This window comes from Streptomyces sp. NPDC048584 (assembly GCF_043199595.1).
GTDB classification, from domain to species: Bacteria; Actinomycetota; Actinomycetes; order Streptomycetales; family Streptomycetaceae; genus Streptomyces; species Streptomyces edwardsiae.
This window is the reverse complement of record NZ_JBICWF010000003.1, coordinates 17,043-30,777: the sequence shown is the minus strand read 5'-3', so window position 1 is coordinate 30,777 and position 13,735 is coordinate 17,043. Positions and strand designations below refer to the sequence as shown.

Annotated in this window: 14 protein-coding genes; 5 read left to right on the top strand and 9 right to left on the bottom strand. The window is 73.5% G+C overall.

Going from position 1 to position 13,735, the window contains the following annotated elements:
* Positions 1-34 precede the first annotated feature (34 nt).
* Genes ACGFR9_RS08090 through ACGFR9_RS08070 form a run of 5 tightly spaced genes read right to left on the bottom strand, consistent with a single transcriptional unit; the run spans position 35 to position 3,898 of the window.
* A complete protein-coding gene (locus tag ACGFR9_RS08090) occupies positions 35-1,114 on the bottom strand; it encodes a serine hydrolase domain-containing protein (protein ID WP_393204083.1) in 1,080 nt (359 codons plus the stop codon).
* Entirely contained in the window at positions 1,111-2,028 is a 918-nt protein-coding gene (locus ACGFR9_RS08085) for a DUF6895 family protein (protein ID WP_393204081.1), read from the bottom strand. Before ACGFR9_RS08085 ends, ACGFR9_RS08090 begins: the two co-directional genes overlap by 4 nt.
* Positions 2,025-2,999: a DUF6895 family protein gene (locus ACGFR9_RS08080; protein WP_393204079.1), complete on the bottom strand. Its 975-nt coding sequence runs from the start codon at positions 2,997-2,999 to the stop codon at positions 2,025-2,027. Before ACGFR9_RS08080 ends, ACGFR9_RS08085 begins: the two co-directional genes overlap by 4 nt.
* Entirely contained in the window at positions 2,996-3,685 is a 690-nt protein-coding gene (locus ACGFR9_RS08075) for a hypothetical protein (RefSeq protein WP_393204077.1), read from the bottom strand. Before ACGFR9_RS08075 ends, ACGFR9_RS08080 begins: the two co-directional genes overlap by 4 nt.
* 24 nt (positions 3,686-3,709) lie before the next feature.
* Positions 3,710-3,898, bottom strand: coding sequence for a hypothetical protein (locus tag ACGFR9_RS08070; protein WP_393204075.1), 189 nt, complete (start codon positions 3,896-3,898; stop codon positions 3,710-3,712).
* A gap of 201 nt (positions 3,899-4,099) precedes the next feature.
* Here ACGFR9_RS08070 and ACGFR9_RS08065 point away from each other — a divergent pair, with 201 nt between their 5' ends.
* Positions 4,100-5,056, top strand: coding sequence for an NAD-dependent epimerase/dehydratase family protein (locus ACGFR9_RS08065; RefSeq protein ID WP_393204074.1), 957 nt, complete (start codon positions 4,100-4,102; stop codon positions 5,054-5,056).
* A gap of 127 nt (positions 5,057-5,183) precedes the next feature.
* Here ACGFR9_RS08065 and ACGFR9_RS08060 read toward each other — a convergent pair whose 3' ends face one another.
* A complete protein-coding gene (locus ACGFR9_RS08060; RefSeq protein WP_311644505.1) occupies positions 5,184-5,717 on the bottom strand; it encodes a DoxX family protein in 534 nt (177 codons plus the stop codon).
* Positions 5,718-5,790: 73 nt separating this feature from the next.
* Entirely contained in the window at positions 5,791-6,114 is a 324-nt protein-coding gene (locus ACGFR9_RS08055) for a hypothetical protein (RefSeq protein ID WP_030229127.1), read from the bottom strand.
* Between the two features lie 102 nt (positions 6,115-6,216).
* On the opposite strand from ACGFR9_RS08055, the gene ACGFR9_RS08050 reads away from it, so the two are divergent.
* Positions 6,217-7,092, top strand: a complete 876-nt coding sequence (locus ACGFR9_RS08050) for a fructosamine kinase family protein (protein WP_393204072.1) — start codon at positions 6,217-6,219, stop codon at positions 7,090-7,092.
* On the opposite strand, the gene ACGFR9_RS08045 is transcribed toward ACGFR9_RS08050, so the two are convergent.
* Together ACGFR9_RS08045 and ACGFR9_RS08040 are read right to left on the bottom strand one after the other, a co-directional pair.
* Complete coding sequence (locus tag ACGFR9_RS08045) at positions 7,089-8,747, bottom strand: catalase (RefSeq protein ID WP_393204070.1); 1,659 nt, start codon at positions 8,745-8,747, stop codon at positions 7,089-7,091. The two genes, ACGFR9_RS08050 and ACGFR9_RS08045, sit on opposite strands and share 4 nt — an antisense overlap.
* Before the next feature lie 283 nt (positions 8,748-9,030).
* Positions 9,031-10,521, bottom strand: a complete 1,491-nt coding sequence (locus ACGFR9_RS08040) for a helix-turn-helix domain-containing protein (RefSeq protein WP_393204068.1) — start codon at positions 10,519-10,521, stop codon at positions 9,031-9,033.
* Between the two features lie 181 nt (positions 10,522-10,702).
* Here ACGFR9_RS08040 and ACGFR9_RS08035 point away from each other — a divergent pair, with 181 nt between their 5' ends.
* The 3 genes from ACGFR9_RS08035 (at position 10,703) to ACGFR9_RS08025 (ending at position 13,734) form a co-directional block, all read left to right on the top strand.
* Entirely contained in the window at positions 10,703-11,323 is a 621-nt protein-coding gene (locus tag ACGFR9_RS08035) for an L-threonylcarbamoyladenylate synthase (protein WP_393204066.1), read from the top strand.
* A 61-nt stretch (positions 11,324-11,384) separates the two neighbouring features.
* Positions 11,385-12,140: a dienelactone hydrolase family protein gene (locus tag ACGFR9_RS08030; RefSeq protein WP_393204064.1), complete on the top strand. Its 756-nt coding sequence runs from the start codon at positions 11,385-11,387 to the stop codon at positions 12,138-12,140.
* Positions 12,141-12,228: 88 nt separating this feature from the next.
* On the top strand, positions 12,229-13,734 hold the full coding sequence (locus ACGFR9_RS08025; RefSeq protein ID WP_393204062.1) for a metallophosphoesterase family protein: 1,506 nt from the start codon (positions 12,229-12,231) through the stop codon (positions 13,732-13,734).
* Position 13,735: the final 1 nt, after the last annotated feature.

Sequence of the window (13,735 nt, the reverse complement as noted above, 5' to 3'; positions counted from 1 at the left end):
AGAGGGCCGGCGCCGTTCTCGCGCGCGGACGCCCTCACTCCTCGGCGAGGAGGTTGTACGCCGTGGTCACGAACGGGTCGTGGGCGCGGAAGCGGCGGCCGCACACGGCGGCCAGGGCGGTGCCGGTGTCGGGCCGGAAGCCGAGGAAGGCCTGCTGCCCGGGGGTGGCCCCGCTGTGGAAGTACAGGGGGCCGCCGTCCATGGGATGCCGGAACCAGGCGGTGGTGTGGACGTGCCGGTGTCCGAGTCCGCGGCGGAGCACGGGGGTGCGTACGGCGTGCAGTGCCCCGGCCAGCGGCGGGCACCGCCCGGGGTCGAGATGGGCCTCGAGGAAGGTGAGCAGGTCGTGCGGGGTGGCGCGCAGGGCGCCGGCCGCGGGGAATCCGCCCGCGTCGAAGGCGGGGACGGCCGTGCGGCCGTCCTTGGTGTGTCCGGTGGCGTCGCGCCCCCGCTCGGCCCGCAGGGCGGTGTCGCCCAGTCCGAGGGGGCCGAGCAGCCGGCCCGAGATCAGGTCGGGCCAGGGGGTGCCGGTCGCGGCGGCCAGGGCGTGCCCGAGCACGGCGACACCGAAGTTGGAGTAGCGCCAGCGGGTGCCGGGCCGGTGCCCGGGGCGGTGGCGCAGGAACGCGTCGACGACGCGCGCCCCGGGGTAGCGGGCGTAGGGGTTGGTGCGCCGGGCGGGCAGGGCGCGGGCCCAGAAATCGGACGGGAGGCGGGGCAGTCCGGAGGTGTGGGTGATCAGATGGACGAGCGTCACCGGCTCCGGTCCGGCGGGCCGGCCGCCGTCCAGGAGAGTGCGGGCCGGCTCGCCACCGGTGAGCAGGCCCTCGTCCATCAGCCGGGCGAGCAGCAGTCCGGTGAACGTCTTGCCGGCCGAGCCGATCTCGTAGCGCAGGGTGTCGCGGGGGTACGGCGGGGGCGGGGCGGTGCCGCCGTTGCGTACGGTGCGGCGGCCGTGCCGGGACAACGCGAAGACGGTGTCGGGCGCGTCCACCGCGGCGACGGCGGCACCGAGCCGCTCGTGGAGGCGCTCGTCGGCGTGCGGCTCCGGGCGGTGGGCGGGCCGCCCGTCGGGCGGGAGGCCGGGCCAGGGGGTGCGGTACGTCGTCGTCATGAGGCGCGGGCCAGTTCGGTGAGGGCGCGGGAGGTGGCCAGGACGGAGGCGAAGGCGGCGACCAGGGTCGAGTGGTAGACGATGTCGAACACCTCCTGCTCGTCGCCCTCCGGCATGGTCCGGATCGCGGGCATGGCACCGTCCGGCCGTTGTACGGCGGCGAAGGCCCGCCAGGCCGGCTCGTCCAGGATGGGGCGGGGCAGGCAGGCGTCGACGACGAGGAGTTCGCCGAGCAGGTCCCAGCGTTCGAGGTCGAGCCAGTCGTCGATCCAGGCCGGCAGCCAGGTGGCGACGTAGTCGGCCAGGCCGGGGGGCAGTCCGCCGGGGTTCTCGCCCCAGTCGGTCAGATGGAACACGCAGTGGGTGATGTCGTAGGCGATACGGCCCTCGACGGTCCAGGGTTCGGGGGTGCGGGCCAGCCAGGTCGGGCGCAGTGCCTCGGCCTCGGAGGGCCGGGGGGTGAGTCCGAAGCGGCGCTGGAACGCGGAGATGGCGAGCCGGCGGGTGGGGGACGTCTCGAACGCCCGCCAGCTGTCGAGGCGGTGGTTGAGGACGACTGCGCGCTCCATCTCGGGCTGGCTGTAACCGAGTTCACGGAACGGCAGATACACCTCGAACGGTACGGGTGAGAGCGGCTCCGTCCGCTGGCCGCGCACCAGCATGCGCCCGCCGTCCAGGGCGTCACGCCAGGCGTGGTCGATCAGCCGGCGGGCCAGTTCGGCCTGGCGGGACCCGGCGACGCCCTCGCGGAACAGCACGGAGCAGATCAGGGCGAGTTCACCGACGGGTTTGAAGCGTTCCAGGAAGCCGGTCTCCGGGTCCGCGTCGGGTTCCAGCCGGAAGCCGTCGCGGTGGGCCCAGAGCCATTCCAGGGCGCCGGCTCCGACGTGGTGGATCAGGCGGGTGTCGGTCATGCCGGCGCTCCTTGTCGGCCGTACCGCGGGCCGGTGCCGGCGGGCGCGCCCGCCGGACGGGCGAGGGTGAGGACGGCCGCGAAGGCGGCCAGCAGGGTGGAGTGGTAGTGGTGGGCGAAGTGCCGCTCGGGGTCGGCGACTTCAGCGCCTTCGTCGTCGCGGCCTTCTTCCCGGATCGCGCCGGAGGGCGCCTGTTCCGTTCTCAGCCGTTGCCAGGCGTCGGGCGGGACGATGCCGTCGAGGGGGTGGGGCAGGGTGGCGGCGACGGCCAGCAACTCGGCGCTCAGGTCCCACATGCCGGCGTCCAGGCAGGTGTCCAGCCAGGGCGGCAGCCAGTCGGCGAGATAGCCGGCGAGGTCCGCCGGGAGGGCGCCGTCGGCGCGTCCCCAGTCGGTGAGGTGGAAGACGACGTGCGTGAGGGCGTATCCGGCGGGGCGTTCGAAGGTCCAGGGTTCGGGCAGTCCGCCGAGCCAGGTGCGCGGCAGCACGGGCCGCGCCTGGCCGGGGCGGTGGACACCGGTGCTCTCCTCGGCCATCAGGACGCCGAGCCGCCGGGTCGGGTGCTGCTCGGTGAGCCGCCAGCCGCGGGTGCGGGCGACCACGGCGGCGGCCCGCTCGTAGCCGGTGTGGCGGTAGCCGGCCGAGGCGAGGGCCGCGTAGATCTCCAACGGGTAGGTGGCGAACGGCTCCAGCCGTTGCAGCCGCGCGAACAGCTCGCCGTCACCCGTCTGTTGCCAGGCGAAGTCCAGCAGCGCGCCCGCGCGGTCGTGCAGGGGGTCGGCGGCGTCGGTGCGGTGTCGCACGGTCGCGCAGACGCGGGCCAGTTCGCCGAGTGGTTTCCAGGTGCCGTCGACCCGGCCGTCGACCGCCAGCGCGTCCTCGCCGAGGGCGAAGCCGCCGCGGTGGGCGCTCACCCAGGCGAGGGCGTCCTCGGCGATCCGCCGGACGTCCCCGGTGCCGGGGGCGCTCACACGAGTGTCCCGGTCCGGGTGAGCCGGGCCGCCCGTACCTGGAGCGTGACCAGGGGGTCCTGTCCGCCCATCAACTCCACGAAGTCCAGGCCGGATTCCAGGCCGAGGGTGTCCGGGACACCGGGCAGCAGGGTCAGCCAGCGGCCGGCGCCGGCCGCCTGCCGCCAGTCCCTCCGTCGCACGGCCCGGACGAAACCGCGGGCCACGTCGACCGGGCGGCGCGCGGCCAGGCGGGACACCGCGCAGCTCTCGCCGGGCAGCGCGAGCGCGGCGAGGACGGCGAGTTGATGGGTGAGGGTCTGCCAGCTCGCGTCGTCGAGCCAGCGGGTTTCCGGCTCGTCCGGCGGGCCGGAGGAGTTGGGGTCGAGCCGTCGCAGGGCGTAGGCCATGCCCCAGTGGCTCCAGCGGACGGTGGGCGCCGCGTCCGCGCGGGGCGGGTACGCCTCGACCGCCTTGCGGAAGACGGCCACTTCGGCCGGGTCGGGTGTGGCGCCGGACAGCAGGCCCGGCAGCATCGCGTCCGCGCCGAGCACCCGTACGGCGGCGAGTGCGAGGTCTCCCGCTTCCGCGGTCCCCGCCGGGAGGACCGCACGGGTGTGGTCCCCGTCCCGGAGGACGGAGACCACACCGGAAGCGAGGTCCTGCACCGCGGCCTGCAATCGGGTCGAAGTGCCTGACTGCTCCATGTCACTTGCTCCTGTCGCTCCGGGTCAGCCCTTCTTCGGACGCGGGGTGGGGGGCGACAGCAGGGCGGCTCCGCCGCCGGCGACGGCCGCGAGGGCCGCGCATTCGCGGCTGTCACGGTAGACGCCTTCGGTTTCCGCCGGGTCGAGTGCGGCGTCGAGGTCGGTGCCGCGGAGTGCGGTGAGTTCCTCGATGACGTTCTCGTCGGGACGCATGACACCATCTCCCAGAGCCGTGGTGGTTTTCCGTCCCCTTCAGACTCACCCATACCGGACAAATCACGCCACTTTTCCCGTACTTGATTTGGTCACTTCTTCAACCTGCGGGTGGGCGCGGAGCGCGGAAGGCGCGGGATGGTTCACCAGGATGCAGTACACGGTCGTGCCGGGAGGTGGGGGGCGGGGCAGGGTGAGGGTATGAGCAGGGTCATATCTCGGAAGTGGGGGCATGTCGTCGTCACCGGCGGGGGTGGCTTCGTCGGGTCCCGGTTGTGTGCCGTGCTGCTTGACGCCGGTGCCGACGTGACCTGTGTCGACGATCTCAGCACCGGACGGGCGGAGAATGTCGCGGCGCTGCGTGAGCGTCCCGGGTTCACGTGCGTACGGGCCGATGTGGCCGAGGAGTTGCCCGTCGACCGGCCCGCCGACCTGGTGCTGCACTTCGCCTCCCCCGCGTCCCCCGCGGACTGTCTGCGGCTGCCGCTGCACACCCTGGACACGGGCAGTCTCGGCACGCGCAACGCCCTGCGGCTGGCCCACCGCGCCGGCGCCCGCTTCGTGCTCGCGTCGGCCTCGGGCGTCTACGGCGCCCCGCGGCAGAACCCGCAGGACGAGCGGTACCGGGGCGATGTCGACCCGGTCGGCCCGCGCAGTGCCCACGACGAGGCCAAGCGCTTCGCCGAGGCACTGACCACGGCCCACGCGGAGACCCTCGGCACGGACACCTGCGTCGTACGGCTGTTCAACACCTACGGCCCCCGGATGCGCGGCGACGACGGCCGCGCCGTCCCGACGTTCGTCCGGCAGGCCCTGGCCGGCGAACCCCTCACCGTGACCGGTGACGGCCTGCAGACCCGCTCGCTGTGCTACATCGACGACACGGTCTCCGGCGTCCTCGCGGCGGCCGCGCACGGTATGCGCGGCCCCGTCAACATCGGCGGCGCGAGCGAGATCACCATGCTGGGCCTGGCCCGCCTCGTCATCGCGCTGGCCGGTTCACGCTCGGAGATCCGCTACATCGACCGCCCGGTGGACGACCCCGCCGGACGCCGCCCCGACATCACACTGGCCCGGGACAAACTCGGCTGGGAACCCCATGTCCCCACCGAGGAAGGCCTGCGCCGCACGATCGACTGGTTCCGGGCCAACGTCTGAGGGGCCGGGTCCCCAGGGGCGCGAGGAACCGCGCGAACGGGGGTCCGGGGGCAGAGCCCCCCGGGGGACGGGAAAGGACCGGGGCGGCGACGGGAAAGGACCGGGGCGGCGGGGACGAAACCCCCCGTCAGCAGGACAACTTCGCCCGCACCCGCCCGGCCACCGCCGCGGGCCCCGCCCCGGCCCGCACGGACCGCCGCACAAGATGGGCGTCCCGCCGCAGATCATGCGCGGCATGCCGGCTCCGCCACACCACGGACGGCGCCGCGCCCGTGTCGTCCGCGGCGATCAGCAACCCGCCCAGCATGGACAGGTTCTTCAGAAAGTGGATGCGCTGCTGAGCCCGCTCACCGGGATCCTCCAGCTCCCAGAACCGATGCGCGGCCAGCGTGGTCGGCACCAGCGTGACGGCGATCGCGAGCGCGGCCGGCCGCGACATACGACCGGTCGCCAGCAGCAGCCCGCCCACGACCTGGACGGCGCCGCTGAGCCGTACGCAGTCCTCGGTGCGGTCCGGCAGTACCGGCACACGGTCCGTGATGGGCCGTACGACGGGCTCGGCGAGCGGGGACACGTTCTCCGGGTGGCGGACGGAATCCAGCCCGCCCGCGACGAACATCGACGCCAGCATCGGGCGGCCGAGGACACGCAACAGACTCATGGGCTTCTCCTGGGGGTGTGGGTGGTGGCGCTGCGCCGGGTTCCCCTCGACGCGGGGGCCATTCGGCGGATCCTCACCAGAAACGGGTGGTGAGCGCGGGCCGGCGCACGGCCTGGACGGCGTCCCGCAGGCACAGGGCGACGCCGATGACGGTGCGCAGGGCCGAGGGCCGTACGGTCTGGGCGGTCTCGGTGGCGAGGACCAGAAGGCAGCCGGCCGCCTGTTCCACCACGGACACCGGCAGGGTGTAGTCGCTGTCGGCGGCCGCGCGGAACGCCTTCAGCGGGATCCCGGCGCCGTCCACGGTCCGCCGGGCGGCCTGTTCCAGGTGCTGGGCGGCCTGTTCGCACAGGGTGGCGGGCAGGGTGAGGGTGCGCTGGAACGATGAACTCGTCATGCTTCCACTGGTCCCCCGGCGCGGCTCCCTCGCATCGGCGGGCCCCGGTATTTCACCCGTCCCGCGCGACCGGCCGCGCCCCCGCACATGAGGAGTCCTCCCATGAGCCTCTCCCCCGGTCCGGCCACCCGGGACGGTGACGTGGCCGCCCGCCTCACCGGACGGACGGTCACCGGTGTGCGGACGCTGTCCGGCGCGCTCACCGAGGTCCGGCTCGACGACGGCCGGGTGGTCGTCGTCAAACGTGCCGACGGCCCGGACGCCGTACGCGCGGAGGCGGCCGGACTGCGCTGGCTGGCCTCGGCGGACGCGGTACGGATCCCGGTGGTACACGGCCATGACGCGCACCGATTGGTCGTCGACCGCGTCATGGAGGGCCGCCCCGGGCGGGGGGCGGCGCTGCGGTTCGGCCGGGAGCTGGCCGCCCTGCACGCGGCCGGCGCGCCGGCGTTCGGGGCTCCGCCGCCCGGCGGACCGGTGGAGGCGTACATCGGGCTCGCCCCGATGCGCAACGTCACCGGCGACGACTGGCCCGGCTGGTACGCCGAGCACCGGGTACTGCCGTATCTGCGTACGGCGGTCGACGGCGGCACCGTCACCGCCGGTGAGGCGGGTGTGGTCGAGCGGGTCTGCGAGCGGCTGCCGGAGCTCGCCGGGCCGGCCGAGCCGCCCGCGCGGCTGCACGGCGATCTGTGGAACGGCAATGTGCTGTGGGGCGCCGACGGGCACGTGCGGTTGATCGACCCGGCGGCCCACGGCGGGCACCGGGAGACCGACCTCGCGATGCTCGCCCTGTTCGGCTGCCCGGAACGTGACGCGGTCCTGGACGGCTATCAGGAGGCGGCGCCGCTCGCCGGCGGGTGGCGGACACGCGTCGGCGTGCACCAGCTGTTCCCGCTGCTGGTGCACGCCGTGCTGTTCGGCCGCGGTTACGCCGAGCAGGCGCTCGCGGTGGCGCGGTCCGCGGACCGCGCTTAACGGGTCACCACGTGCCGTTCGTCGGGGACGCAGTGGGTCATGGTGAGTCCCTCCACGTCACGCGGCGGGTTGTCGCCGAGGCTCGCCAGTCGCTTGCGGTCCTCGTCGGTGAGGTTCTGGCTCGCCAGGGGCTCCAGGTGGGCGACGTCCTCCGGCATGATGCCGAGGCCCTCGCCGACCCTGCGGCCGAGGTCGGTCTCGACCAGCAGGAAGTGCCACACCATGCGCTCCTGGACCGGCCGGTCGCACTGGGAGATCAGGTCGGTGAAGTTCTTCACCAGGTCGTCGCGCTCCCACTCCTCCATGAGCAGATAGCGCTGGCCCGCCTGCAGGTAGTCGTTGGTGCGCTCGATGCGCGCGCGGGTGAGCCGGCCGCGGACCTCCGGGCCCTGCTCGTCGTGCGTCGGGTACTGGCCCTCGCGCAGACCGCCGGTGATCGACGGCTCGTAGTTCACGCTCGGGTTCTCACCGGCGCCGTCCTGGTGGTACGTCATCTGCCCGTCGCGCTGGTTGGTGCGCACGTCCGCGTGCTTGGCCCGGTTGACCGGCAGCTGGAGGTAGTTCGGACCGACCCGGTGACGCTGGGTGTCGCTGTAGGAGAAGGTCCGGCCGACGAGCATCTTGTCGTCGGAGAAGTCCAGGCCGTCGACGAGGACGCCGGTACCGAAGGAGATCTGCTCGTTCTCGGCGAAGAAGTTCTCCGGCATCCGGTCGAGCACCATGCGGCCCACCGGCTTGGGCGGGAAGTCCTGCTCGGGCCAGACCTTGGTGTCGTCCAGCGGGTCGAAGTCCAGCTCCGGGTGGTCGTGGTCGTCCATCATCTGGACCAGCAGTTCCCACTCGGGGTACTCGCCGCGCTCCACCGCCTCGTACAGGTCCTTGGTGGCGTGGCCGAGGCCGTCGGCCTGGACGTTCGCCGCGTCCTCGGCGGTCATGCTGCGCACGCCCTGCTTGGGCATCCAGTGGTACTTGACCAGCTTGGTCCCGCCCTCCGCGTCGACCCACTTGTAGGTGTTCACGCCGAAGCCCTGCATATGGCGGTAGTCCGCCGGGATCCCGCGCGGGCTGAACAGGTTGACCAGCATGTGCATGCACTCCGGCGTCTGCGACATGAAGTCGAAGATGCGGCGCGGCTGCTGCTCGAAGGTGACCGGGTCGGGCTTGAGGGCGTGGATGACGTCGGGGAACTTGATGGCGTCCCGGATGAAGAAGACGCCCAGGTTGTTGCCGACGAGGTCCCAGTTGCCGTCCTCGGTGTAGAACTTCACCGCGAAGCCGCGGGGGTCGCGGGCGGTCTCGGCGGAGTCCCGGCCGCCGATCACGGTGGAGAAGCGGACGGCCAGGTCGGTTCGCCTGCCCTGCTCCTGGAAGAGCTCGGCGCGGGTGTAGCGGGAGACCGGCTCGTCGCCCCACTTCCCGTATGCCTCGAAGTAGCCGTAGGCGGTGACGCCGCGGGCGTGCACCACGCGCTCGGGGATGCGTTCCCGGTCGAAGTGGCTGATCTTCTCCAGGAACTGGTAGTTCTCCAGCGTGGCCGGGCCGCGGGAGCCGACGGTGCGCTGGTTCTGGTTGTCGTAGACCGGATGGCCCTGCCGGTTGGTGAGGACCTCGCGGTCGTCGCCCGGAGCGGGGCCCCGGCTCGAAACGTCCGTCATGATCGTGGGCTCCTTGCGCTGCTCGGCGTCCCGCCGGTGGCGTCCGTACGATCGTCATGCTGCCGCGCGTCGGCGCGGGCGGCGACCCGGGACAGCCGGACGGGGGGCGAAAGCGGTACGGCACGGCGCGAAGGCGCGGGGGCCCCGACCGGTCCCCCGTTCCGGTCGTGCCCCCGCGTGGTCCGAAACTATTCGCAGCGGCGGCGGCCTGTGTACCGCACCGATGCCCGCTGCGGCCGCCGGAGGACTCATCCGTGCACAACCGAGTCCGAAACACCCCGGTTCACCCGCCTGTGATCACCGGCTGTTCCAGGTCACCGGCCGCGAGATGGGCGAGCGCGACCTCGTACAGGTCGGTCCCGGTGGCCAGCAGCTGGCGTTCCAGGACCGGTTCGGCGCTGCGTACGTGCTCGCGCACGGTCTGGGCGTGCACGCCCAGGGTCTGCGCGGCCCGTTCGGCGTTGCCGCCCGCGGCGATCCAGGTGCGCAGGGTGCGGCGTACGTCGCGGGTGTCCCGGTCGAGGCGGCCCAGCAGTTCCCGCGCCCAGCCGCCGACGGCGGGGCCGGCCAGCAGTCCGGTGAGGCCCGGGGAGGGGGCGCCGGCGTCGCCGGCCGTCTGCCCGTCGAGGAGGTTGATCTGGGTGTGCAGTGCCAGGTGGACGACGGCGCGGGCGGTGACGTCGTCGAAGTCGACGCCGAGCAGGGTCTCGACGCGTTCCATGCGGGCGCGCACGGTGTTGCGGCTGACGCCGAGGATCTTGGCGGTGTTGACGGCGGTGAACTCCAGGCCGAGCCGGGTGGTGGCGAGGAGTTCGGCCCGGGTGTGGTGCGGCAGCGCGTCCAGCGGGCGCAGCACCCGGCCCGCCCAGCCGCGCAGCGCGACGGGGTCCATCAGCCGTTCGGGGTGGGTGCGTTCGGCGTACACGGCCGTCTTGTCGGCGCGGAAGCGCGCCACCGCCAGGGCGCTGACGGCCTGCCCGTACGCGGTGGCGGTGCGGGCGAGGCTCTGCCACACGCTGCCGCCGAGGAACGTGTCCGGGTGCCGTTCGACCAGGGACCGCAGTTCGCCCGCGGTGGCCTCCCGGGGGCTGACGACGATCACGTGCCCGTCCATCGCCGGACAGCGCACGACGAGCGCCTCCTCGCGTGTGGTGCCCAGGCACTCGGCCACGAGCCGTTCGCGCAGGGCGGGCGCGGACTCGATGACGTAGACGCAGGCCGTGTCGGCGTCGAGCAGTCCGGGCCAGAGCCCGGCGGCGACCCGGCGGGCGGCGACGGTGTCCTCCACCATCAGCAGCTGGAGGATCGCCAGGCGCAGGTCGGCGGTGGCGCGGCGGAGCCGGTGTCCGGCGGCCACGGTCTCGTCGGCGGTCAGCAGGAGTTCGATCACCTGGGCGGTGTGCGTGACGATGTCGGAGGTGTGCCGGTCGAAGGGGTCCTCACGGGAGACGGCCAGGACGCGGGCCGGCGCCAGGTGCCCGATCTTCACCAGGCGCAGATGGCGTCCCTCCCCCTCCCAGGCGGCGGAGGCGATCCGGCCGGAGCGGAGGCCGGCGGCCAGGGTCTCCTGCAGCGGCAGCCGGGTCCCGGCGAGCAGGGTGCCGGCGGCGTCCTGGAGGGAGACCTCCGCGCGTACGGTGGCGGCGAGCCAGTCGACGACCCGGCGGACGTCACGGCCCGCCGGACGCAGATGCTCCAGCAGTTCCCGCGCCCAGGCCGGATGCTCCCCGGCCGCCTCCGGTGTCCGCCGGATTCCGTCGCTACGGCCTGCCACCTCGGCCTTCCCCTCGTCCGCTCGTCGTCCGTCCGTCGTCCGTCCGTCGTCCGTCCGTCGTCCCGGCCCAGGCCGGGGACGTTACCTCACCCGTGCGCGCGGCTCATCCCGGCACGTCCGCGCACCCGGCCGCCGGACCGGCGTGCGCGGTGCCCGCGCGCGGGCGGCATAAGCTCGGTGGATGGCGAAGTACTTCGATGTGCACCCCGACAACCCCCAGCCGCGCACCATCACGCAGGTCGCCGAGAGCATCCGCTCCGACGCCCTGATCGCGTATCCGACGGACTCCTGCTACGCGCTCGGCTGCCGGCTGGGCAGCCGGTCCGGCATCGACCGGATCCGTACGATCCGCAAGCTGGGCGACCGGCATCACTTCACCCTGATGTGCCGGGACTTCGCGCAGCTCGGCCAGTTCGTACGGATCGACAACGACGTGTTCCGGGCGGTGAAGGCGTCGACCCCGGGCAGCTATACGTTCATCCTGCCCGCGACGAAGGAGGTGCCGCGCATGCTGCTGCACCCCAAGAAGAAGACGGTCGGCGTGCGCATCCCGGACCATGTGGTCACCCAGGCGCTGCTGGCGGAGCTGGGTGAGCCGCTGCTGTCCAGCACGCTGCTGCTGCCCGGCGAGGAGGAGCCGATGACGCAGGGCTGGGAGATCAAGGATCTGCTCGACCACCAGGTCGACGCGGTGCTCGACTCCGGCGACTGCGGCACCGAACCGACCACGGTGATCGACTTCTCGGACGGCGAGGCGGAGATCGTGCGCAGGGGCGCCGGGGACGTCACCCGGTTCGAATGAGGGCACCGGTGGCCGTGTGAGGATGGGGATGCTCCCCACCCCGTCGAGAGGCAGCGCCGCCATGACCGCCGTACAGGGAACGACCGTCGACATCCCGACCGGGGACGGTACCGCCGACGCCTGGCTGACGCATCCCGTCGACGGGGCTCCCCGGCCGGGGGTGCTGCTCTACATGGACGCCTTCGGTGTGCGGCCGCGGCTGCGGGAGATGGCGGACCGGCTGGCGGCGGCCGGTTACACGGTCCTGGTGCCGAACCTGTTCCACCGGCACGGACGCGCCCCGGTGGTCGAGCTGCCCGGGTTCATCGACCCGGGGGCGCGGCCGGAGATCTTCGAGCGGCTGCGGCCGATCATGCGGCAGCTGACGCCCGAGCGGGCGATGCGGGACGCCGACGCGTATCTGCGCCGGCTGGCGGCGTGCCCGGCGGTGGCGGACGGCCCGGTGGCGGTGACCGGTTACTGCATGGGCGCGGCCCTGTCGCTGCGCACCGCCGGGACCTATCCGGACCGGGTGGCGGCGGCGGCCGGGTTCCACGGCGGGCGGCTGGCGACGGACACCCCGGACAGTCCTCATCTGGTGGCCGGACGGATCACCGCCGAGGTGTACTTCGGGCACGCCGACCGGGACCACTCGCTGCCGGAGGAACAGATCGAGCGGCTGGAGCGGGCACTGACGGAGGCCGGTGTCCGGCACCGCTGCGAGGTGTATCCGGGGGCGGGGCACGGTTACACCCAGTCCGACACGGCCGCGTACGACAAGGAGGCGGACGAGCGGCACTGGGCGGCGCTGCTGGACCTGTTGGCCCGCACCTTCTGACCGGCGCCGCCAACTCGGTATCGTATGGCGGGGGTTCACCGGCACCCCGCTCTGCGGCCGTGCGCCGCCGCGTTGTTACGGTGCACCGGTGCCCGAATCCTCACGTGACACCGCCGAAGGCGCCGGCTGGGGTACCGCTGAACGCGGTGCGTACCGGCGGCTGATGCCGAACGACGTCGAGAAGATCTCCTGGCTCGACCCGCGCATGCTGTGGGCCGCCCGCAACGGGGTACTGGCCTCCTGGTTCGGCGATCCCACGGGAGAGACCCGGGGGCGCTGGGTGGCCCAGCGGGCGGCGGCCGGGGCGCCCGCGGACCGGGTGATCCGGCGCGACGACCCCGACCGGTTCTCGTTCCTGGTGATCGGTGACACGGGCGAGGGCGACGAGCCGCAGTACGCGGTGGTGCCGGGGCTGCTGGAGGAGGGCCGGGACACCGCCTTCGCCGTGCTGGCCAGCGATGTGATCTACCCGGTGGGCAGCGCCGACGACTACGGCACCAAGTTCTTCCGCCCGTACCGGGACTACCCGGCGCCGATCTACGCGATACCGGGCAACCACGACTGGTACGAGGACCTCGGCGCCTTCATGCGGGTCTTCTGCGACGACGCCCCGCCGCTGCCGCCCGCGCCCGGCCCGCGCCCCCTCACCCGCGCCTGGCTGCGCTCCCTGCTGTGGCACCGGCCGCGGGCCGGGGACGGCGGGCGCCTGGACGAGGCACGCAAGCTGCGGTCCGCGCCCGGGCAGCGGGCCGTGCAGCCGGGGCCGTACTGGGCCATCGACGCCGGGCCGGTACGGATCGTCGGCATCGACACGGGGCTGCTGGGCACGCTCGACGCCGAACAGGGCGCGTGGCTGCGGGAGGTCTCCCGAGGGCCGCGCCCGAAGATCCTCGTCACGGGCTCACCCCTGTACGTCGACGGCGCGCACCACCCGTGCCCGATCGAGGGCGGCGGCACCGTCGACGACATCGTCCGCGACCCCGCGCACCACTATGTGGCCGCGATCGGCGGCGACATCCACAACTACCAGCGCTACCCGGTGCGCCTCGACGACGGGCGCGTCCTGCAGTACGTGGTGGCGGGCGGCGGCGGGGCGTTCACGCACGCCACGCACACCATCCCCCGGGTGGACGTCGCCGGTGTCACGGAGCGGGACTTCCGCTGCTATCCGCTGCGCGGCGACTCCCTGGCCTTCTACAGCGCGCTCTACGGGCGCCGGCTGCGGCTGCGCCGCTTCTTCTCCCTCACCGAGGCCGAGGCGATGGCCGTGATCGCCGAACGCCTCGGCATCGGACCCACCCGCGCGCCGGGCGCGCCGCCCCGGGTGACCCGCCGGATGCGGCTGGTCGCCGGGCTGCTCGGCACCGGCCGCCGGCCCGACCGGGGCAAGCGGCTGCGGCTGCCGGTGCGCAAGGCGTACGCGTCGCTGTTCTCGCCGGGTTCGGCCACCTACAGCCCGCCGTTCTTCAAGTGCTTCCTGCGGCTGGACGTGAGCCCGGACGCGGTCCGGCTGCGCTGTCACGCGGCCACCGGCCTGCGTGCGCAGGAGATCGACCCGCCGGTCGAGGACGAGGTGACCATCCCCCTGAGGTGAG